This is a genomic window from Cellulosimicrobium sp. AB352 (assembly GCF_049538415.1).
Lineage (GTDB): Bacteria > Actinomycetota > Actinomycetes > Actinomycetales > Cellulomonadaceae > Cellulosimicrobium > Cellulosimicrobium funkei.
In genome coordinates this window covers 13,078-31,309 of sequence record NZ_JBMVFX010000002.1, presented here as the reverse complement: position 1 = coordinate 31,309, position 18,232 = coordinate 13,078, and the positions used below count along the sequence as shown (strand labels likewise).

The 18,232-nt window shown below is 75.8% G+C and carries 19 protein-coding genes; 12 read left to right on the top strand and 7 right to left on the bottom strand.

Annotation, left to right across the window (positions count from 1 at the left end; all coding sequences use genetic code 11):
* Positions 1–88: 88 nt before the first annotated feature.
* Both ACPCUX_RS01695 and moaA read right to left on the bottom strand, forming a co-directional pair.
* The gene (locus tag ACPCUX_RS01695; protein ID WP_137280175.1) at positions 89–361 is read right to left on the bottom strand and encodes a hypothetical protein; all 273 of its coding nucleotides are present in this window, start codon (positions 359–361) and stop codon (positions 89–91) included.
* 98 nt (positions 362–459) lie between these two features.
* A complete protein-coding gene (moaA, locus tag ACPCUX_RS01690; RefSeq protein WP_423388057.1) occupies positions 460–1,566 on the bottom strand; it encodes a GTP 3',8-cyclase MoaA in 1,107 nt (368 codons plus the stop codon).
* 257 nt (positions 1,567–1,823) lie between these two features.
* On the opposite strand from moaA, the gene ACPCUX_RS01685 reads away from it, so the two are divergent.
* The 3 genes from ACPCUX_RS01685 to ACPCUX_RS01675 are packed head-to-tail and all read left to right on the top strand — an operon-like array spanning position 1,824 to position 6,975.
* Positions 1,824–3,089 (top strand): XdhC family protein, encoded by a 1,266-nt coding sequence (locus tag ACPCUX_RS01685; protein WP_423388056.1) that lies wholly within the window; start codon positions 1,824–1,826, stop codon positions 3,087–3,089.
* Positions 3,089–3,958, top strand: coding sequence for an FAD binding domain-containing protein (locus ACPCUX_RS01680; protein WP_423388055.1), 870 nt, complete (start codon positions 3,089–3,091; stop codon positions 3,956–3,958). Before ACPCUX_RS01685 ends, ACPCUX_RS01680 begins: the two co-directional genes overlap by 1 nt.
* Complete coding sequence (locus ACPCUX_RS01675) at positions 3,955–6,975, top strand: molybdopterin-dependent oxidoreductase (RefSeq protein WP_423388054.1); 3,021 nt, start codon at positions 3,955–3,957, stop codon at positions 6,973–6,975. The genes ACPCUX_RS01680 and ACPCUX_RS01675 overlap by 4 nt, the downstream gene beginning before the upstream one ends.
* Positions 6,976–7,026: 51 nt before the next feature.
* Here ACPCUX_RS01675 and ACPCUX_RS01670 read toward each other — a convergent pair whose 3' ends face one another.
* Positions 7,027–7,713 carry a nucleotidyltransferase family protein gene (locus ACPCUX_RS01670; RefSeq protein ID WP_423388053.1) on the bottom strand — a complete coding sequence of 229 codons (687 nt, stop codon included), beginning with the start codon at positions 7,711–7,713 and terminating at the stop codon, positions 7,027–7,029.
* Positions 7,714–7,890: 177 nt separating this feature from the next.
* Here ACPCUX_RS01670 and ACPCUX_RS01665 point away from each other — a divergent pair, with 177 nt between their 5' ends.
* Together ACPCUX_RS01665 and ACPCUX_RS01660 are read left to right on the top strand one after the other, a co-directional pair.
* Positions 7,891–9,042, top strand: a complete 1,152-nt coding sequence (locus ACPCUX_RS01665; protein WP_423388052.1) for an SPFH domain-containing protein — start codon at positions 7,891–7,893, stop codon at positions 9,040–9,042.
* Between the two features lie 2 nt (positions 9,043–9,044).
* Complete coding sequence (locus ACPCUX_RS01660) at positions 9,045–10,121, top strand: hypothetical protein (RefSeq protein ID WP_423388051.1); 1,077 nt, start codon at positions 9,045–9,047, stop codon at positions 10,119–10,121.
* A 5-nt stretch (positions 10,122–10,126) separates the two neighbouring features.
* Here ACPCUX_RS01660 and ACPCUX_RS01655 read toward each other — a convergent pair whose 3' ends face one another.
* Positions 10,127–10,534 (bottom strand): winged helix-turn-helix transcriptional regulator, encoded by a 408-nt coding sequence (locus tag ACPCUX_RS01655; protein ID WP_031316645.1) that lies wholly within the window; start codon positions 10,532–10,534, stop codon positions 10,127–10,129.
* A gap of 143 nt (positions 10,535–10,677) precedes the next feature.
* Between ACPCUX_RS01655 and ACPCUX_RS01650 the strand changes: the two genes are divergently transcribed.
* The gene (locus ACPCUX_RS01650) at positions 10,678–11,556 is read left to right on the top strand and encodes an SDR family oxidoreductase (RefSeq protein WP_423388050.1); all 879 of its coding nucleotides are present in this window, start codon (positions 10,678–10,680) and stop codon (positions 11,554–11,556) included.
* Between the two features lie 50 nt (positions 11,557–11,606).
* Here ACPCUX_RS01650 and ACPCUX_RS01645 read toward each other — a convergent pair whose 3' ends face one another.
* Together ACPCUX_RS01645 and ACPCUX_RS01640 are read right to left on the bottom strand one after the other, a co-directional pair.
* Positions 11,607–11,990 (bottom strand): universal stress protein, encoded by a 384-nt coding sequence (locus tag ACPCUX_RS01645; RefSeq protein WP_034653722.1) that lies wholly within the window; start codon positions 11,988–11,990, stop codon positions 11,607–11,609.
* 45 nt (positions 11,991–12,035) lie between these two features.
* Complete coding sequence (locus ACPCUX_RS01640; protein WP_423388049.1) at positions 12,036–12,893, bottom strand: IclR family transcriptional regulator; 858 nt, start codon at positions 12,891–12,893, stop codon at positions 12,036–12,038.
* A gap of 70 nt (positions 12,894–12,963) precedes the next feature.
* Between ACPCUX_RS01640 and eda the strand changes: the two genes are divergently transcribed.
* The 6 genes from eda (at position 12,964) to ACPCUX_RS01610 (ending at position 17,629) form a co-directional block, all read left to right on the top strand.
* Positions 12,964–13,623 carry a bifunctional 4-hydroxy-2-oxoglutarate aldolase/2-dehydro-3-deoxy-phosphogluconate aldolase gene (gene eda / locus ACPCUX_RS01635; RefSeq protein WP_423388048.1) on the top strand — a complete coding sequence of 220 codons (660 nt, stop codon included), beginning with the start codon at positions 12,964–12,966 and terminating at the stop codon, positions 13,621–13,623.
* Positions 13,624–13,626: 3 nt separating this feature from the next.
* Entirely contained in the window at positions 13,627–14,748 is a 1,122-nt protein-coding gene (locus tag ACPCUX_RS01630; RefSeq protein WP_034653729.1) for a sugar kinase, read from the top strand.
* A gap of 86 nt (positions 14,749–14,834) precedes the next feature.
* Complete coding sequence (locus ACPCUX_RS01625; protein ID WP_423388047.1) at positions 14,835–15,230, top strand: hypothetical protein; 396 nt, start codon at positions 14,835–14,837, stop codon at positions 15,228–15,230.
* 112 nt (positions 15,231–15,342) lie between these two features.
* Positions 15,343–15,807, top strand: coding sequence for a zf-TFIIB domain-containing protein (locus ACPCUX_RS01620; protein WP_137280189.1), 465 nt, complete (start codon positions 15,343–15,345; stop codon positions 15,805–15,807).
* 25 nt (positions 15,808–15,832) lie between these two features.
* Complete coding sequence (locus ACPCUX_RS01615; RefSeq protein WP_085388304.1) at positions 15,833–16,603, top strand: SDR family NAD(P)-dependent oxidoreductase; 771 nt, start codon at positions 15,833–15,835, stop codon at positions 16,601–16,603.
* Between the two features lie 48 nt (positions 16,604–16,651).
* Positions 16,652–17,629: a bile acid:sodium symporter family protein gene (locus ACPCUX_RS01610; protein WP_144680469.1), complete on the top strand. Its 978-nt coding sequence runs from the start codon at positions 16,652–16,654 to the stop codon at positions 17,627–17,629.
* Positions 17,630–17,731: 102 nt separating this feature from the next.
* On the opposite strand, the gene ACPCUX_RS01605 is transcribed toward ACPCUX_RS01610, so the two are convergent.
* Complete coding sequence (locus ACPCUX_RS01605; protein ID WP_021482841.1) at positions 17,732–18,193, bottom strand: SufE family protein; 462 nt, start codon at positions 18,191–18,193, stop codon at positions 17,732–17,734.
* Positions 18,194–18,232 lie beyond the last annotated feature (39 nt).

The following is an 18,232-nucleotide window of genomic DNA, read 5'->3' as shown; positions in this document are numbered from 1 at the left end:
CCTCTCGTGAGTTCCTTCTGATCCGCCGGGCGACGACGATGTCGGGCGGGGGCCCGGCCGTGCGGGCCGGGAGGGGGGGAGGGTCGGGTCAGCGCTCGGCGGGGCGGTTGTCGAGCAGCATGCCGATGCCGAGGCCGACGGCGGTGCCGAGGACGAGGCCGAACCAGCTGAGCACGACGACCCCGACGACGGCGCCGACGGCTGCGCCCAGGACGCTCTTGGTGCCGGCCTTCCAGGCGGCGGACCGCTCGTCGGTGCGGTAGATCGGGAGCGCGGACGCGCCGTTGTCCGGGGTCGTCGAGGACGCGCCGGAGATCGAGGAGGATGGGCGGTTGGTGGGTGCAGGAGAGATCGTCGTCACGACATTCATGGTAGGAAGAGACGGCGGCTCTGACCTGGGCTGATGCCCTGAGGTGACCGGCTTCACCCTATGATCTGCGCCACCGCCGGGCGCCCGCCTCAGCCGCCGATCGCGCCCATGCTGCGGGTCGTCGCCGCGAAGGCGTCGGCGGCGAGCGTCGGGGCGTCGCTGCCGTGCGCGAGCGGCTTGCGCCACATCGCGCCCTGCCACGCGCGGGCGAGGGCGTCGTCGCGCTCGTCCTCGGCGAGGTCCGCCGAGCGCAGGATCGCGCGCAGGTCGGTCTCGTCGTCGCCGAACAGGCACGAGCGCACGGTGCCCTCGGCGGTGAGCCGGGTACGGTCGCACGCGCCGCAGAACGAGCGCGTGACGGAGGCGATGACGCCGACCGTCTGGGGCCCGCCGTCCACGAGCCACTCCTCGGCGGGCGCCGACGGGTCGTCGCGCCCGACCTCGTGCAGGTCGAAGCGGGTGCCCAGCACGGCCAGGAGGTCCGTCGCCGACACGAGGTCGTCGCGCGTCCAGCGCCCGTCGGCGTCGAGCGGCATCTGCTCGATGAACCGCAGGTGGCAGCCGTGCTCGACGGCCCACGCGAGGAGGTCGGCCGCGCCCGCCAGCGTCTCGGGCATGAGGACCGCGTTGAGCTTCACCGGGGCGAGGCCGGCGTCGAGCGCGGCGCGGATCCCGGCGAGCACGTCGGGGAGGCGGTCGCGCCGCGTGAGGCGCGCGAAGTGCGCGCGGTCGACCGAGTCGAGGGAGATGTTCACGCGGTCGAGCCCGGCGTCGACGAGCCCGCGGACGCGCTTGTCGAGGCCGATCGCGTTGGTCGTCAGCGAGAGGGACACGTCCGGCGCGGCGGCGCGCGCGGCGCGCAGGATGTCGGCGAGGTCGTTCCGCAGGAGCGGCTCGCCGCCGGTGAACCGGACGTCGGTGATGCCGAGCCGCTCCACCGCGACCCGCACGACCCGGCCGATCTCGTCGGGCGTGAGCAGGTCCTCGCGGGGGATCGCGGGCAGCCCTCCGGCGGGCATGCAGTACGTGCACCGCAGCGAGCACTTCTCGGTGATGGAGATGCGCAGGTCGCGCGCCACGCGGCCGTACCGGTCGACGAGCGCGTCGGTCGCCGGGCGGGCCGGGTCCAGGTCGTCCGGGGCGCCGGAGGGCACGGCGGGCCGCACCCTGGGCATCCCGAGCGAGACGGCGGTCATGGGCCGATCGTAGTCGTCCCTCCCGCCAGGACGGTGACCTGCGCCTCACCGCGTGCTAGCGTGGAGTCCGTCGAGCGGAAGACGGGTTCCGCTGGACGGAATTTCCCCTCGACGTGCGAGGGGCGTCGACGGGCGGATTCAAGCCCTGCGACCGGGAGCGTCACAGCCGACGCCGGCCCGGGTGCGCAGGGGACTCACCGCAAGGGTTCACTGGAAGGACGCCGGTACGCCGGCACCCTGGCGGAAGCGAGGCCACGATGCTCCACATCGTCGACCGGCTCGCCCCCTGGCTCGGTCCGGGGCAGCCGCCCTTCGCCGTGGCGACCGTGGTCGCCGCGTCGGGGTCCGTGCCGCGCCCGGTCGGCACCGCGATGGCGGTCCGCGCCGACGGCGCCGTGCTCGGCAGCCTCTCCGGCGGGTGCGTCGAGGGTGCCGTCCACGCCGCGGCGCTCGACGCGATCGCGTCCGGCACGAGCCACCGCGAGACGTTCGGGTACAGCGACGACGACGCGTTCGCCGTCGGGCTGAGCTGCGGCGGGACGCTCGACGTCCACGTCCAGCCCGTGCTCCCGGACGACGACGCGACGCGCGCCCTGCACGCGCTCGCTGCGCGAGCCGAGCCCGCCCCACCCGTGGCGCTCGTCCGCCGCATCGACGGCGGCGCGCGCACGGCCGTCGTCGTGAACGACCCGGGCGCCACCGACGAGGCAGCGGTCGCCCGGGCGCTGCGCGGCCTCGTCGGGGCCGACAGCCTGGCCGCCGCCGCGGCGCAGGTCGTGGCGGTGCTGCGCGCGGGCGGCACGGCGACCGTGCACGCGGCGCACGGCGGCCCGGGCGCGTCGCCGTCGGCGGGGCGCGCCGCCGCACCGGCTCCGGCAGGAACAGGAGCCGGCGACGCGTGCGACGCGGCCGAGCCCGTCACGCTGCTCGTCGAGACGCGGCTGCCCGCGCCGCGGTTCCTCGTGTGCGGGGCCAACGACTTCGCGGGCGCGCTCGTGCGGCACGTCCGGCTCCTCGGCTACCGCGTGACGCTCGTCGACGCGCGCGAGGTGTTCGCCGACCCGCGCCGCTTCCCCGAGGCGGAGGTCGTCGTCGAGTGGCCCGACCGCTACCTCGCCGCCGAGGCCGCCGCGGGCCGGCTCGACGCGCGGACCGCCGTCGCCGTCCTCACGCACGACGCGAAGTTCGACGTGCCGCTCCTGCGGCTCGCGCTGGACCTGCCGCTCGCGTACGTCGGCGCGATGGGCTCGCGCCGCTCGCACGCCCAGCGCGTCGCCGCGCTGCGCGCCGAGGGCGTGGGCGAGGCCGCGCTCGCGCGCCTGCGGTCGCCCATCGGGCTCGACCTCGGCGCCGTCACGCCCGAGGAGGTCGCCGTCTCCATCACCGCGGAGCTCGTCGCCGCCCGGCACGGGCGCTCCGCCGTCGTCCCGCTCAGCAGCAGCTCGGGCCCGCTCCACGCGGAGCCCGCCGCACGACCGGACGGTGCACCGACGCACCGCCCCCACCCCGAGGAGGCCCCCTGATGGACCTGGGCACCGTCACCGACCTCGTCCCGACCGCCGACCCCGCCGACTGGCGCGAGGGCGACGCGTGGCTCGCGGGCGGGACCGTCCTGTTCTCCTACGGCAGCGAGACGCTCCGGCGCCTGCTCGACCTGACGAGCGCGGGGTGGCCCGCGCTGACCGTCACCGACGAGGGCCTCGAGATCGCCGCGACGTGCACCGTCGCCGAGCTGTGGGCGTTCGAGGAGAGCGCGCAGGCCGCGCCCGTGCGCGACCGGTGGCGCGCGCTGGACCTCGTGCGGCCGTGCTGCGACAGCTTCGTCGCGTCGTTCAAGATCTGGAACACGTCGACCGTCGGGGGCAACGTCTGCACGTCCCTGCCGGCCGGGCCGATGATCTCGCTCACCGCGGCGCTCGACGGGGTCGCGGAGGTCTGGGGGCCGGGCGGGACCCGGCGGGAGCAGCCCGTCGTCGACCTCGTCACGGGCGAGCTGCGCAACACGCTCGCGCCCGGGGAGCTCCTGCGCGCGATCCGCCTGCCGGACCACGCGCTGCGCTCGCGCACGGCGTTCCGCCGCCTGTCGCTGTCGAACCTCGGGCGCTCCGGCGTGCTGCTCTTGGGGCGGGTCAACCCGCCCGACGCCGGGGGCGCCTTCGTCCTCACGGTCACCGCCTCGACGCGCCGGCCCGTGCAGCTCCGTTTCGCGGCGGACGCGCTGCCCACCGCCGCCGACCTCGTCGCCACGCTCGACGCCGCGATCCCCGCCGACCTCTACCACGACGACATCCACGGGCTGCCCGAGTGGCGCCGGGACATGACCTACCGCCTCGGCGAGCAGATCCGCGCGGAGCTCGTCGACGGCACGACCTCGGACGGAGGCCTCCGATGACGACGACGCCCGCCCCGCACCCGGCCCCGCCGGTGACGATCGATGGCCGCACCGCCCGCACCGAGCCCCGCGCAGGCCAGTGCCTGCGCACCTACCTGCGCGAGCAGGGCGCGCTCGGCGTGAAGAAGGGGTGCGACGGCGGCGACTGCGGCGCGTGCACCGTGCACGTCGACGGCGTCCCGGTGCACTCGTGCGTCTACCCCGCGCGGCGCGCGGCGGGCCACGAGGTGACGACGATCCAGGGGCTCGCGGCGACGTCGTGCCCGGGCGGTGCCGCCGGGGACGAGCCGGCGGGCGCGTGCGACCACGACTCCCACGGCCCGCAGGAAGCGCTGCACCCGGTGCAGCAGCAGTTCCTCGACGCGCAGGGCTTCCAGTGCGGGTTCTGCACCGCCGGGATGATCATGACCGCCGCGACGTTCGACGACGCGCAGCGCGAGAACCTGCCGCGCAACCTCAAGGGCAACCTGTGCCGCTGCACGGGGTACCGCGCGATCGAGGACGCGGTCCTGGGGCGCGGCGACACGACCGGGACCGCGCCGGGCACGGGCGAGCGTGCGCCGTCGGGCGGCGACCGGGCCTCTACCTCGCCGGACCAGGGTTCTACCTCGGGGGACCGGGGGTCTACCTCGCCGGACCACGGCTCTACCTCGGCGGAGCAGGGCTCTGGCGAGGCGGGCCGGGCGTTCGGGCGCGACGTGCCCGCGCCCGCGGGCCGGGGGGTCGTCACCGGGACGGTGCGGTACACGCTCGACGTGGACCCGGCCGACTTCCCGGGCCTGCTCCACCTCAAGCTCGTGCGGTCGCCGCACGCGCACGCGCGCGTGGTCGCGATCGACACGACGGACGCGCTCGCGGTGCCTGGCGTGCACGCCGTCCTCACGCACGAGGACGCGCCCGCGACGCGGTTCTCGACCGCGCAGCACGAGCTGTTCACCGACGACCCCGACGACACGCGGATCCTCGACGACGTCGTGCGGCACGTCGGCCAGCGGGTCGCGGCCGTCGTCGCCGAGACCGTCGCCGCCGCCGAGGAGGGGGTGCGCCGGGTCCGCGTCGAGTACGCGCCGCTGCCCGCCGTCGTCGACCCGGAGGAGGCCATGGCCCCGGGGGCGCCGCTCGTGCACCCCGAGCTCGACGCCGCGGCCGCGCGCGTCTCGCGGCCGGAGGCGAACGTCGTCGCCGAGGTGCACAGCGAGCTCGGCGACGTCGAGCGCGGGCTCGCGGAGGCCGACGTCGTGCACGAGGCCACGTACCGCACGCACCGCGTGCAGCACGCGGCGCTCGAGACGCACTGCGCCGTCGCGTCGCTCGACAGCGACGGGCGGCTCGTCGTGCGGTCGTCCACGCAGGTCCCGTTCCTCGCGCGCCGCCACCTGGCGCGCGTCCTCGACCTCGACCCGGAGCGCGTGCGCGTGCACTGCGAGCGCGTGGGCGGCGGGTTCGGCGGCAAGCAGGAGGTGCTCACGGAGGACGTCGTCGCGCTCGCGACCCTGCGGCTCGGCCGGCCCGTGCAGCTCGAGCTCACGCGCCGCGAGCAGTTCGTCGGCACGACGACGCGCCACCCGTTCCGCATCCGCGTGCGCGCGGGCGCACGCCGCGACGGCACCCTCACGGCGCTGCACCTCGACGTCCTCAGCAACACCGGGGCGTACGGGAACCACGGGCCGGGCGTCATGTTCCACGGGTGCGGCGAGTCGCTCGCCGTCTACCGGTGCGACAACAAGAAGGTCGACGCCCACTGCGTCTACACGAACACGGTGCCCGCGGGCGCGTTCCGCGGGTACGGGCTGTCGCAGATGATCTTCGCGGTCGAGTCCGCGGTGGACGAGCTCGCGCGGCAGCTCGGCATGGACCCGGTCGAGCTGCGGCGCCGCAACGTCGTGCGCGACGGCGACCCCATGCTCTCCACGCACCCGACGCCCGAGGAGGACGTGCTCTACGGCAGCTACGGGCTCGACCAGTGCCTCGACCTGGCCGCCGACGCGCTCGCGCGCGGCCGGGCGCGCGACGTCGTTGCGTACGGCGCGGGCGCCGGGTCGGGGCCCGACGCGCTCCCGGACCTCGGCCCGGAGTGGGGCGTCGGAGAGGGGACGGCGCTGTCCATGATCGACACCGTCCCGCCCCGCGGGCACTACTCCCACGCGCGCGTGCGGCTGCGGCCGGACGGGGTCGTCGAGGCCGAGGTCGGGACCGCCGAGTTCGGCAACGGCACGACGACCGTCCACGCCCAGCTCGTCGCGAGCGCGCTCGGGCAGGACGCCGCCGACGTCGTCGTGCGGCAGTCCGACACCGACCTCGTCGAGCACGACACCGGGGCGTTCGGCTCCACCGGCACGGTCGTCGCGGGCAAGGCGTCGCTCGCCGCCGCGCAGGACCTGGCCGAGGCGGTGCTCAAGGTCGCGGCCGGGGTCGCGGGCGCGGCGCCCGGCGACTGCCGGCTCGTGCCCGGCGGCGTCGACTGCGCCGGGACGGTGCTGCCGCTGACCGACGTCGCGCGTGCCGCCGACGACGCCGGGATCGCGCTCGTCGCCGAGGGCCGCTGGGGCGGCACCCCGCGCTCGGTCGCGTTCAACGTCCACGGCTTCCGCGTCGCGGTGCACCGCGGGACGGGGGAGATCCGCATCCTCCAATCCGTCCAGGCCGCCGACGCCGGAGAGGTCGTCAACCCGCGCCAGTGCCGCGGCCAGGTCGAGGGCGGCATCGCGCAGGCCCTCGGCGCGGCGCTCTACGAGAACGTGGTGGTCGACGAGACGGGCCGCGTGACGACGGACATCTTCCGCCAGTACCACCTGCCCACGTTCGCGGACACCCCGCGCAGCGAGGTCTACTTCGCGCGGACGTCGGACACCGTGGGCCCGATGGGCGCGAAGTCGATGAGCGAGAGCCCGTTCAACCCCGTCGCACCCGCGCTCGCCAACGCGATCCGCGCCGCGACGGGCGTGCGGTTCACCGAGCTCCCGCTCGCGCGCGACCGCGTCTACCTGGGCATCAAGGCCGCCGCCTCCACCCGCTGAGCGCGGGAAGCAGTCCCGTCCGACGCCGGTCGGCGCGACTGCTTCACGCACTCAGCGGGGCGTGGGGTCGTCCAGGAGGTCGAGGTCGGCCGCGGTGTCGAGGTCGCGGCCGTCGCCGGGGTGGTCGACGACGTCGACCAGGTCGGCGTGGGCGCGCAGGAAATCGCGTGCTCCGTGGTCGCCGCGGGCGCTCGCGGCCGCGGGCCGCGCGAGCGCGGCGTCGAGGACGAGCGGGTGCGCCCACCGAGGGCGGCCCGTCCCCGCAGCGTCCTCCGCCGCGTCCTCCGCGGCGCCCCCGGCGAGCCATCGCGACGCGGTCACGCGCCCGGGGCGGTGCGCGGCGAGGAGGTGCGCGACGTCGTCGGGCCCGACGCCGGGCTGGTCCACGTGCGCGACGACGACCCGGGCGGGGCCGAGACCGAGAGCGGCGGCGACGCCGACGCGCAGGGACGACGCCATCCCGGTGGCCCAGTCGGGGTTGTCGACGACGCGCACCCCGGGCGCGTCGAGCGACGACCCGGCCCGCACGCGCGCGGCCTCGGCGCCGAGCACCACGACGACGGCGTCGCACCCGCCCGTGAGCAGGACCCTCGTCGCGTGCTCGACGAGCGTCCCGCCGCGGTGGGGGAGCAGCGCCTTGGGGCCGCGGCCGAGGCGCGTCCCCGCGCCGGCGGCGAGCAGGACCGCGACGGCGGGCGCGGCAGCCGTCGGCGGGCCCGACGGTGGCGAGGTGGGCACCCGGCCAGGATAGGTCGCCGCGCCGCGCGCGCGTCGTGGCCACCAGTGGGTTTTACCCGTCCTTGGCCATTTCATCGGCAGACGGGGATGCCGCTATGCTCGGCGCGCCGGGGCGACGCGGCGGGTCGCGGACCTGCTCGCTGGCGACCGTCCCGCACGACGAGCGAAGGAGTCCGGATGAGCTTCATGGAGAAGCTGCGCGGCCAGCTGATCGACATCGTCGAGTTCCTCGACGAGAGCCGGGACACGATCGTCTGGCGCTTCCCGCGCCAGGGCAACGAGATCAAGAACCAGGCGAAGCTCGTCGTGCGGGAGGGGCAGAGCGCCGTCTTCGTCAGCGAGGGCCGGCTCGCCGACGTGTTCGGGCCGGGCACGTACACGCTCGAGACCAAGAACCTGCCGATCCTGTCGACGCTGCAGGGCTGGAAGCACGGGTTCAATTCGCCGTTCAAGGCGGAGGTCTACTTCGTCACGACGCGCCAGCTCACCGACCTCACGTGGGGCACGCAGAACCCGGTGATCCTGCGCGACCCCGAGCTCGGCGCGGTCCGGCTGCGCGCGTTCGGCACGTACGCCCTGCAGGTCGTCGACCCGGCGGCGCTGCTGCGCCAGCTCGTGGGCACCGACCCGCAGTTCCGCACCGACGAGATCGGCGACTACTTCCGCCGCCTCGTGGTCGGCCAGCTCGGGCCGGCGCTCGCGGAGGCCGGCGTCGCGGCGGTCGACCTCGCCGCGAACCAGGGCCAGATCGCCACGCGCCTCGCGGGCCAGCTCTCGGAGGACCTGTCGGAGTACGGCATCGCCGTCCGGCGCTTCGTCCTCGAGAACGTCTCCTTCCCGCCCGAGGTCGAGGCGGCGCTCGACAAGCGCACCCAGATGGCGGTCGTCGGGAACCTCGACCAGTACACGAGGTTCCAGGCGGCGAACGCGATCGAGACCGCGGCGGGGAACCCCGGCGGGGCGGGCGACGGCCTGGGCCTCGGTGCGGGCATGGGCCTCGGGGCTGCCATGGGGCAGCAGCTCGCGCAGTCCCTCGGGACGCCGTCGGCCCCGCAGACTCCGCCGGCGCCCGCCGGCCCGCCGCCGCTGCCCGCCGCGGAGTCGCCCTGGTACTGGGCCGTGGACGGCGCGCAGGCCGGTCCCGGCACGACGGCGGACCTCGCGGGCCACGTCCGGTCCGGGGCCCTGACGCGCGGTTCGCTCGTCTGGCAGCAGGGCATGGACGCGTGGACGCCCGCCGGGCAGGTCCCGGCGCTCGCGCCGCTGTTCGCCGCGACCCCGCCGCCGCTGCCCCCGACGGGCACCTCCGGCGACCCGGCGGCGGGCTGACGGTGAGCGACATCCCCGGCGAGCTGGTCCGCACGCGCTGCGACGCGTGCGGGTCGCAGCTCGCGTACGCGCCGGGCACGCAGCACCTGCGCTGCGTCGCGTGCGGTGGCACGGTCGACATCGTGCACGCCGCGGGCGACGCCGTCGACGAGCACTCGTTCGACGCGTGGGCCGCGGCCCAGGGCGGCGTGCGTGCCGGTCTCCTCGACGCACGCACGCTCGTGTGCGACGGCTGCGGCGCGACGACGCAGGGCACGGACCTGTCCGTCGCGTGCCGCTTCTGCGGGGGCCACCTCGTCGTCGCGGCGGAGGCCGACGGGCTCGTGCAGCCGGAGGCGGTCGTGCCGTTCGGCGTCGAGCAGGCGCAGGCGCGCGAGGAGTTCCGGCGGTGGGTGCGCTCGCGCTGGTTCGCACCGGGCGAGCTGAAGAAGGTGGGCGACACCGAGTCCCTGCACGGCTCGTACGTGCCGCACTGGACGTTCGACGCGCGCACGTCGTCCGCGTACACGGGCCAGCGCGGCGACGCGTACTACGTCACCGTGAAGCAGGGGGACGAGGAGCGCCAGGAGCGGCGCGTGAGCTGGACGTACGTCGCGGGGCACGTCGAGCGCGACTTCGACGACGTGCTCGTGCCCGCGTCCTCCCAGGTTGCCGAGCGCGACCTCGCGCGGCTCGGGCCGTGGCCGCTCGCGCAGGCCGTGCCCTTCCGCGCCGAGTACCTCGCGGGCTTCGCGGCGGCCCGCTACGAGGTCGAGCCGCCCGTCGGGCTCGAGCGGGCGCAGCAGCAGATGGCGCCCGTGATCCGGCGGGACGTCGAGCGCGACATCGGTGGCGACGAGCAGCGGGTGGCGTCGGTCCGCACCGCGTACGCCGACGTGATGTTCAAGCTCGTGCTCCTGCCGTTGTGGGTCGCGACGTACGTCTACGCGGGCAGGCAGTGGCAGGTGATGGTCAACGCGAACACGGGACAGGTGGTCGGGCGGCGCCCCTACAGCGTCGGCAAGATCGTGCTCGCGGTCGTCGCGGGCCTGCTCGTGGTCGCCGCGCTCGTCTGGTGGTACCTGCGCTCGCAGACGTGAGCTGGTCAGTCCCGGCGCGCGTCGTACGCGCGCTGGGACGCCGACACCTCGTCGACCGCGCCCTCGAGGACGTCGATGAGACCCGAGAGGCTGTCCGCGACGCGGCGCCCGAGGTCGGTGAGGGAGTACTCGACGTGGGGCGGGATGCTCGCCCGCACCTCGCGCACGACGATGCCGTCGCGCTCGAGGGACTGGAGGGTCTGCGCGAGCATCTTCTCGCTGACCCCGTCGATGCGGCGGCGGAGCGCGTTGAAGCGCACCGCGCCGTCGCGCAGGCCGGCGACCGTGAGCACGCCCCAGCGTCCGGTCACGGCCTCGAGCACGTGGCGCGAGGTGCAGCCGCGCTGGAAGACGTCGGCCACCATCGCGTCGGTGGGTCCGGTGTCCTCCGCGGGGCGGGCGTCGGTCGTCATCGCCCCAGGATACGGCGCGCTCGCGCACACAGCGCTGTGAGATAGAACGCACTCTCTAGTGGTTTGCACTTACGAAAAGTGAGCGCATGCTGGTGGTCGTGCGGCCGACCGGCCGCGCACCCCGCACTCGAAGGAGCCCGCGCATGTCCATCGCCGTCACCGGAGCCAGCGGCCACCTCGGCCGCCTCGTCGTCGAGTCCCTCCTCGCCCGCGGGGCCGACGCGTCCCAGGTCGTCGCGCTCGCGCGCACGACCGCCAAGGTCGCGGACCTCGCCGACCACGGCGTCGAGGTCCGCGAGGCCGACTACGCACGGCCCGAGACGCTCGCCCCGGCGCTCGCCGGGGTGGACGTCCTCGTGCTCGTCTCCGGCTCCGAGGTGGGGCAGCGCGTCGAGCAGCACCGCAACGTCGTCGACGCCGCGCGGGCCGCCGGGGTCGCGCGCGTGATCTACACGAGCGCCCCCCACGCGACGACGTCCGCGCTCGTGCTCGCGCCCGAGCACAAGGCGACCGAGGAGCTCCTCGCCGCCTCGGGCCTCGCCACGACGGTGCTGCGCAACAACTGGTACACCGAGAACTACGTCGGCGACGTGCTCGGCGCGCGCGAGTCCGGCGAGATCGTCGCGAGCGTGGGCGACGGCCGCGTCGCGAGCGCGAGCCGCGCGGACTTCGCCGAGGCGGCGGCCGTCGTCGCGCTCGCCGCGCACGAGGACGCGTCCGCGCACGCGGGCGCCGTGTACGAGCTGAGCGGCGACGTCGCGTGGACGTACGACGACCTGGCTGCCGCGGCCGCCGAGGTGCTCGGGCGCCCCGTCGTCTACCGGCGCGTGTCGCCCGACGAGCACCGCGCGCTCCTGCTGGGCGCCGGCCTGGACGAGGGGACGGCGGGGTTCGTCGTCGCGCTGGACGGCAACATCCGCGACGGCCTCCTCGCCGAGGTCACCGAGGACCTGCGCCGGCTCCTGGGCCGCCCGACGACGCCGCTCGTCGACGGGCTGCGGGCCGCCGTCGCGCAGGGCTGAGCCGGCCGTCCGGCCGTCCGGGCGACCGAGCGGCCGCGCGACGGCGTCCGTCAGTGGGACGCCTTGACGACGAGCACGGGGACGGGCGAGTCCAGCAGGACGCGCTGCGTGGTGCTGCCGAGCAGGAACTTGCCGACGGGTGAGCGCTTGCGCGCCCCCACGACGACGAGGTCGGGGGTCGTGCGCTCGGCCTCGTCGATGATCGCCTCGGCCGGGTCGCGGTGCTCGGGGCGGTACGACACCTCGGGGCGCGCGACCTGGGCGGGGAGCGTGTCGAGCAGGTGCGCGAGGCTCGCGGGGACGCCCGCGTCGGCGTCCTGCGGCGTGAGCACGAGGACCGCGAGCGCGGTCGAGCGGTGGACCGCCTCGGCGACGGCCGCCCGGAATGCGGTCTCGCCCTGCGGGGAGTCGTTGTACGCCACGAGGACGGTCATCGCGCAGGCCCTTCCGTCATTCCGTCGTGCTGCGGTTGAACTCTCTCACAGCGCGGCGTCCGTCGCCGGTCGGCGGGTCGCCCCGTCGCCGGAGCCGCGGAGCGCGGCCTCGGGCACCGCCAGGGTCGGGGGCAGCAGGGGCGGCACGACCTCCCGCAGGACCGCCTCGATCTCCCGTCGTCGGCGCGGGCCGAGCCGCTCGGCGGGCGCCGTGACGCTCACGGCGGCGACCGGCTGCCCGGCGCGCAGGACCGGGACGGCGACGCAGCTGATGCCCGGCTCGTTCTCCTCCGTCTCCGTGGCGAACCCCGTCGCGCGCGTGGCCTCGCACGTCGCCCGCAGCGCGGCGGGCGTGACGGGGTGGTCCTCGGGCGCGGCGGCGGCGTACCAGGCGAGCGCGCCGTCGTCGAGGGTCCGCTGGGAGAGCAGCGCGCGCCCGAGCGCGGTGGTCGCCGCCGGGCGGCGGCGCCCGACGGCCGACCAGACGCGGACGGCGCGCGCCGGCTCGACCTTGTCGAGGTAGACGATCTCGGTCCCGGCGAGGGTGCCGAGGTGCACGAGCTCGTCGGTCGCGCGGCACACGGCGACGAGCACCGGGTGCAGGAGCGCGGGGAGGTTCTCCTCGCCGAGGTAGACCGTCGCGAGCGCCGTCGCCGCGGGGCCGAGGCGGTAGTCGCCGGTCGTCGCGTCCTGCTCGGCGTACCCGCGGAACCGCAGGGCCGCGAGCGTGCGGTGCAGCGACGCCTTGTGCAGCCCGAGCGAGCGCGCGAGGTCCCCGAGCGCGACGCCCTCGGGGCCGGCCGCGGCGAGCGCCTCGAGCGCGACGAGGGCCTTGTCGACGCTGCCGAGCGGGCTCTCGGCCGACCCCGGGGTGCCCGACGGCGCACGGCCGGCTTCCGCCATGGTGACTCCTTCGCCTAGAGTGCGTTCCGTAGTGAACAACAGGTGTTCACCATAGCGAAACGGAGCCTGGATGTCACCCCTGGGACCCCTGGAGGGGATCGCCCGTGCCCGCGTCGTGCCGGTCGTCGTGGTCGACGCCGCGGCGCAGGGCGTCCTCGTCGCGAGCGCGCTGCGCGACGGCGGCCTGCCCGTCGCCGAGGTCACGTTCCGGACCGCCGGGGCGCGCGCGGCGATCGAGGCGATCGCGCGCGAGGTGCCCGACGTGCTGGTCGGGGCGGGCACCGTCGTCACGGCCGCCCAGGTCGACGAGGCCGTCGACGCCGGGGCGCGGTTCCTCGTCTCGCCCGGCCTCTCCGCCGCGGTCGTGCGTCGCGCCCAGGAGCTCGGCGTGCCCGTCGTCCCCGGCGTCGCGACGCCGTCGGACGTCATCGCCGCGCTCGACCTCGGTCTCGACGTCGTCAAGCTGTTCCCCGCGAACGTCGTCGGCGGGCCGGCCGCGGTCAAGGCGTTCTCCGCGCCGTTCCCCGGCCTGCGGTTCGTGCCGACCGGCGGCGTGAGCGCCGCCAACCTGCTCGACTACCTCGCCCTGCCCGCCGTGCTCGCCGCCGGCGGCTCCTGGATGGTCGACGCCGCGCTCGTGCGCGCGGGCGACACCGCCGAGATCAGCCGACGCACGCGCGAGGCCGTCGCGCTCGCCGCGACCGCCCCCCACCCCGCCGAAGGAGCCTGACCCATGACCGACACGACCACCGCCCGCGCCCCGCTCGCCGTCCGCCCCGCGGCCGACTGTGCCTACGACGTCGTCGCGCTCGGCGAGGTCATGCTGCGCCTCGACCCGGGGGAGCGCCGCATCAAGACGGCCCGCCGCTTCGACGTGTGGGAGGGCGGCGGCGAGTACAACGTCGCGCGCGGCCTGCGCCGTGCGTTCGGCCTGCGCGGCGCGATCGTCACCGCGCTCGCGGACAACGAGGTCGGGCGCCTCGTCGAGGACCTCATGCTCACGGGCGGCCTCGACACGCGCTGGGTCCGGTGGCGCGAGGACGACGGCATCGGCCGCACGGTGCGCAACGGGCTCAACTTCACCGAGCGCGGCTTCGGGGTGCGCGGCGCGGTCGGCGTCTCCGACCGCGGCAACACCGCGATCGCGCAGCTCCGGCCCGACGACGTCGACTGGGACGCCGTGTTCGGCAGCGGCGTCCGGTGGTTTCACACCGGGGGGATCTTCGCCGCGCTGTCGGAGTCGTCCGCCGACGTCGCGGAGGCGGCCATGGCCGCCGCCCGCCGCCACGGCACGGTCGTCTCCTACGACCTCAACTACCGCCCCTCGCTGTGGAAGGGCATCGGCGGCGTCGAGCGCGCGCAGGAGGTGAACCGCCGCCTCGCGCGGTACGTCGACGTGATGATCGGCAACGAGGAGGACTTCACCGCGTCGCTCGGGTTCGAGGTCGAGGGCGTCGACGAGAACCTCACCGACCTCGACACGTCCGCGTTCCGCGCGATGATCACGCGCGCGGCCGAGGAGTACCCGAACTTCCAGGTCGTCGCGACGACGCTGCGCGGGGTGCGGACCGCGACGGTCAACGACTGGGGCGCGATCGCGTGGTCGCGCGTGCAGGGCTTCGCCGAGGCGACGCACCGCCCCGGCCTGGAGATCCTCGACCGCGTGGGCGGCGGCGACTCGTTCGCGTCGGGCCTCGCGTACGGGCTCATGGAGCTCGGCTCGATCCAGGAGGCCGTCGAGTACGGCGCGGCGCACGGGGCGCTCGCGATGACGACCCCCGGCGACACGTCGACGGCGTCCCTCGCCGAGGTCCGCAAGCTCGCGTCGGGCGGCAGCGCGCGCGTGCAGCGCTGACCGTCGACCTCCTGTCTCCCGCCGTGCCGGGCCGCACGTCCAGGGTTAGTGTGGGCGCGCTGTCGGCGGGAGGCGGGAGGTACGGCGTGGCTGGTGGGGCCTTCGTGCCCGGGCTGCCCCGCCGCGGCGCCGAGGAACCGCCGGACCTGGGTCGAGCCCTGGAGCACGCGCGCATCCTCCGCGCGGCGGGAGACCCGGCCGGTGCCGCCCAGGTCCTGGACCGGGCCTTCGCCGCCGAGGGCGTGCGGACCCGCACCGTCGCCGAGCGCGTCCGGTTCCGCGCCCTGGTGCTCCGTGCCGACCTCGCGCTCGCCCTGCACGACGACGCGGCCGCCGCACGGTTCCTCGAGGGCGTGGAGTGGTTCCGCGCCGGGGCCGACTTTCTCCCGCGCGTGGCCGACGCGCTCGCCGCCCTCGACGACGAGGTGCACCTCGCCGACGAGCTGCGTGACCGCCTCGGGAGCGAGCGCCGCACGGGCTGAGCCGTACCGGCAGCCTGCCCGGCCGGGAACCGCTCGCGCCGGAGCCGCGTTGGACTGCGCAGTACCGGTGCGGGCGCCGACCGCGCCCGGCCCATCTCGCGAGGAGGCAGACATGCTGTGCCCCACCGACCAGACCGTGCTCGTCATGACCGAGCGCAAGGGCGTGGAGATCGACTACTGCCCCACGTGCCGCGGCGTGTGGCTCGACCGCGGCGAGCTGGACAAGATCATCGACCGCTCGGTGGAGAGCGAGATCGCCGCCGAGGCCGCGGGCCCGGCCGCCGCCGCGCCGCCCGCCCCTGCCGCGCCCGCCCCGACGTCGTACCCGCCGGCCGCCGCCGTGGACTACGGCAGCCCCGCCCCGCGCTCCGGGGAGCGGTACGGCGACCGCCGCGACGACGACCGCGACCGCTACCGCGACGACCGGTACCGCGACGACCGCTACGACGAGCGCTCCCGCGACGACCGGTACCGCGACGACCGGGACCGCCGGTACGACGGCCGCGACGGCTACGACCCCCGCTACCGCAAGCGCAAGAAGAAGGAGTCCTGGCTCGAGGACCTCTTCGACTTCTGACACGCCCCGTGGTCGACTGTCCCGCGTGACCGTCCTCGACTCGTTCTCGCTCGTCGGCCGCACGGCCCTGCTCACCGGCGGCAGCCGCGGCATCGGGCGCGCCGTCGCCCGCGCGCTCGGCGAGGCGGGGGCCCGCGTCGCGGTCACGGCGACCACCGCGGCGGCGGCCGACGAGGCCGCCGCCGCGCTCCGGGACGCCGGGACCGACGCCCGCGGCTACGTGCTCGACGTCACCGACCGCGAGCAGGTGGACGACGTCGTCGCGCGTGCCGCCGCCGACCTCGGCACGGTCGACCTGCTCGTCAACAACGCGGGCGTGTCGATCGGCGGCGCGGCCCTCGAGATCGGCGACGACGTGTGGCATCGCACGCTCGCCACCAACCTCGACGGCGTCTGGTACTGCTCGCGCGCCGTCGCCCGGGAGCTCGTCGCGCAGGGTCGGCCAGGGACGATCGTCAACGTCGGCTCCATGTCCGCGTCGATCGTCAACCGGCCCCGCTGGCAGCCCGCGTACCTCGCGTCCAAGGCGGCGGTGCACCAGCTCACCAAGGGCCTCGCCGCCGAGTGGGCGCCGCACGGCATCCGCGTGAACGCGGTGGCGCCCGGGTACGTGCGCACCGAGGCGTCGCCGGTGGACCGGCCGGAGTACCACGACGACTGCGTCGCGCCCGCCGCGATGCAGCGCTGGGCGGAGCCGGAGGAGATCGGGCCGCCCGTCGTCTTCCTCGCGAGCGCGGCGTCGAGCTTCATGACGGGCGCCGTCGTCACGGTCGACGGCGGCTACACGCTCTTCTGACCGGGCGGGTGCCGTCCCGGGTCGTGCGCCGGGCTAGGCTCGGTCCCCGTGCGTGCAGTCCTGAGCAGGTGGGTCGACCCCTTCGTCGTGACGCTGCTCGTGGTGCTCGTGCTCGGGCTCGTGGTGCCCGTGGGGCCGGGCGCGCAGCGCGCGGTCGACGCCGCCGCGGACGTCGCGGTCACCGTCCTCTTCCTCGTCTACGGCATGCGCCTGTCCACCCGGGAGGTCTGGGCCGGGCTGCGCAACTGGCGCCTGCAGGGCGGGATCCTCGCCGCGACGTACGTCGTCTTCCCGGTGCTCGGGCTCGTCACGGCGTGGGCGATCGAGCCGCTCGTCGGGGCGCCGCTCGCGGCCGGCATGCTCTACCTGTCCCTGCTCCCGTCGACCGTGCAGTCGTCCGTGGCGTTCACGTCCGTCGCGCGCGGCAACGTCGCCGGGGCGATCTGCGGCGCGACGGTGTCGAACGTCGCGGGCATGGTGATCACGCCGCTGCTCGTGCTGTGGCTCATGACGGGGACCGGCGGGGGAGCCGACGGACCCACGGGCGGGCTCGGCGGCCTGCGCACCGTGCTGCTCCAGCTGCTGCTGCCGTTCGTCGTCGGGCAGCTCCTCCAGCCGTGGGCGGGGGACTGGGTCCGGGCGCGGCGCTGGCTCACGCTCGGCGTCGACCGCGGCACGATCCTCGTCGTGGTGTTCGGCGCGGTCGCGGCGGCGTCGTCGGCGGGCGTGTGGTCGAGCGTGTCCGGGTGGTCGATCGTCGCGCTGCTCGTCGTGAGCGCGATCGTCCTCGCCGTGATGCTCGCGGCCACGTGGTGGGGCGGCGCGGCGCTGGGGCTCTCGACCGAGGACCGGGTCGCCCTGCTCATGTGCGGGTCGAAGAAGTCGCTCGCGACGGGCCTGCCCATGGCGAGCGTGCTGTTCCCCGTCGCGGTCGCCGGCGTCGTGGCGGTGCCGGTCATCGTCTTCCACCAGCTCCAGCTCGTCGTCTGCGCCGTCCTGGCGCGCCGCCTGGCCCTCCGCGACTGACGCCCCTGGCCCGCCTACCGAGCTGACCATGCGGAGGCGTCCCGTCGTGGCGGCCGGGCGGGCAACGACCACATGCTCGGCGGGTTCGGAAGGGGCCTCCCGTCAGCCGCGGGCCGCGACCTGCTCGCGGACCTGGCGCTTGGCGCGTGTGAGCATGCCGTTCATCCCACCGATGCGCAGCGGGCTCACCGCGCGCGTCAGGCCGATCGACATCGGGAAGTCGTCGGGCACGTCGAGCACCTCCTGCACCGTCAGGCCCGAGAGACCCTGCGCGAGGATCGACGCGAAGCCGCGCGTCGTCGGGGCCTCGGCCGGGGCGGTCGCGTAGAAGTGCACGACGCCCGCGTCGTCGACCTCCGCGAAGGCCCGCACCGGCGACTGGCACTCCTCGATCCGCTCCAGCAGACCGGGCGCGCTCGCGTAGCGCTCGGGGAGGTCGGGCAGCTCGTTCGCGAACTCGAGCAGCAGCTGGAGGCGCTCGCGCTCCGGCATCGCGAGGAAGTCCTCGCGGATCTCCGCGAGCGTCGCGGGCAGGTCGGGCGAAGCGTCGGAGGGGGAGCTCATGGGGGCGATCCTCGCATCGGGGCCGGGGCGGCGGGACGG

What these genes read in the sequence shown, in the direction of transcription:
- ACPCUX_RS01685 (WP_423388056.1), top strand. Translation starts at nt 1,824, where the DNA reads ATGCTCCACATCGTCGACCGGCTCGCCCCCTGGCTCGGTCCGGGGCAG.
- ACPCUX_RS01680 (WP_423388055.1), top strand. Translation starts at nt 3,089, where the DNA reads ATGGACCTGGGCACCGTCACCGACCTCGTCCCGACCGCCGACCCCGCC.
- eda (WP_423388048.1), top strand. Translation starts at nt 12,964, where the DNA reads ATGTCACCCCTGGGACCCCTGGAGGGGATCGCCCGTGCCCGCGTCGTG.
- moaA (WP_423388057.1), bottom strand. Translation starts at nt 1,566, where the DNA reads ATGACCGCCGTCTCGCTCGGGATGCCCAGGGTGCGGCCCGCCGTGCCC.
- ACPCUX_RS01655 (WP_031316645.1), bottom strand. Translation starts at nt 10,534, where the DNA reads ATGACGACCGACGCCCGCCCCGCGGAGGACACCGGACCCACCGACGCG.
- ACPCUX_RS01665 (WP_423388052.1), top strand. Translation starts at nt 7,891, where the DNA reads ATGAGCTTCATGGAGAAGCTGCGCGGCCAGCTGATCGACATCGTCGAG.
- ACPCUX_RS01675 (WP_423388054.1), top strand. Translation starts at nt 3,955, where the DNA reads ATGACGACGACGCCCGCCCCGCACCCGGCCCCGCCGGTGACGATCGAT.
- ACPCUX_RS01605 (WP_021482841.1), bottom strand. Translation starts at nt 18,193, where the DNA reads ATGAGCTCCCCCTCCGACGCTTCGCCCGACCTGCCCGCGACGCTCGCG.
- ACPCUX_RS01620 (WP_137280189.1), top strand. Translation starts at nt 15,343, where the DNA reads ATGCTGTGCCCCACCGACCAGACCGTGCTCGTCATGACCGAGCGCAAG.
- ACPCUX_RS01630 (WP_034653729.1), top strand. Translation starts at nt 13,627, where the DNA reads ATGACCGACACGACCACCGCCCGCGCCCCGCTCGCCGTCCGCCCCGCG.
- ACPCUX_RS01640 (WP_423388049.1), bottom strand. Translation starts at nt 12,893, where the DNA reads ATGGCGGAAGCCGGCCGTGCGCCGTCGGGCACCCCGGGGTCGGCCGAG.
- ACPCUX_RS01650 (WP_423388050.1), top strand. Translation starts at nt 10,678, where the DNA reads ATGTCCATCGCCGTCACCGGAGCCAGCGGCCACCTCGGCCGCCTCGTC.
- ACPCUX_RS01645 (WP_034653722.1), bottom strand. Translation starts at nt 11,990, where the DNA reads ATGACCGTCCTCGTGGCGTACAACGACTCCCCGCAGGGCGAGACCGCA.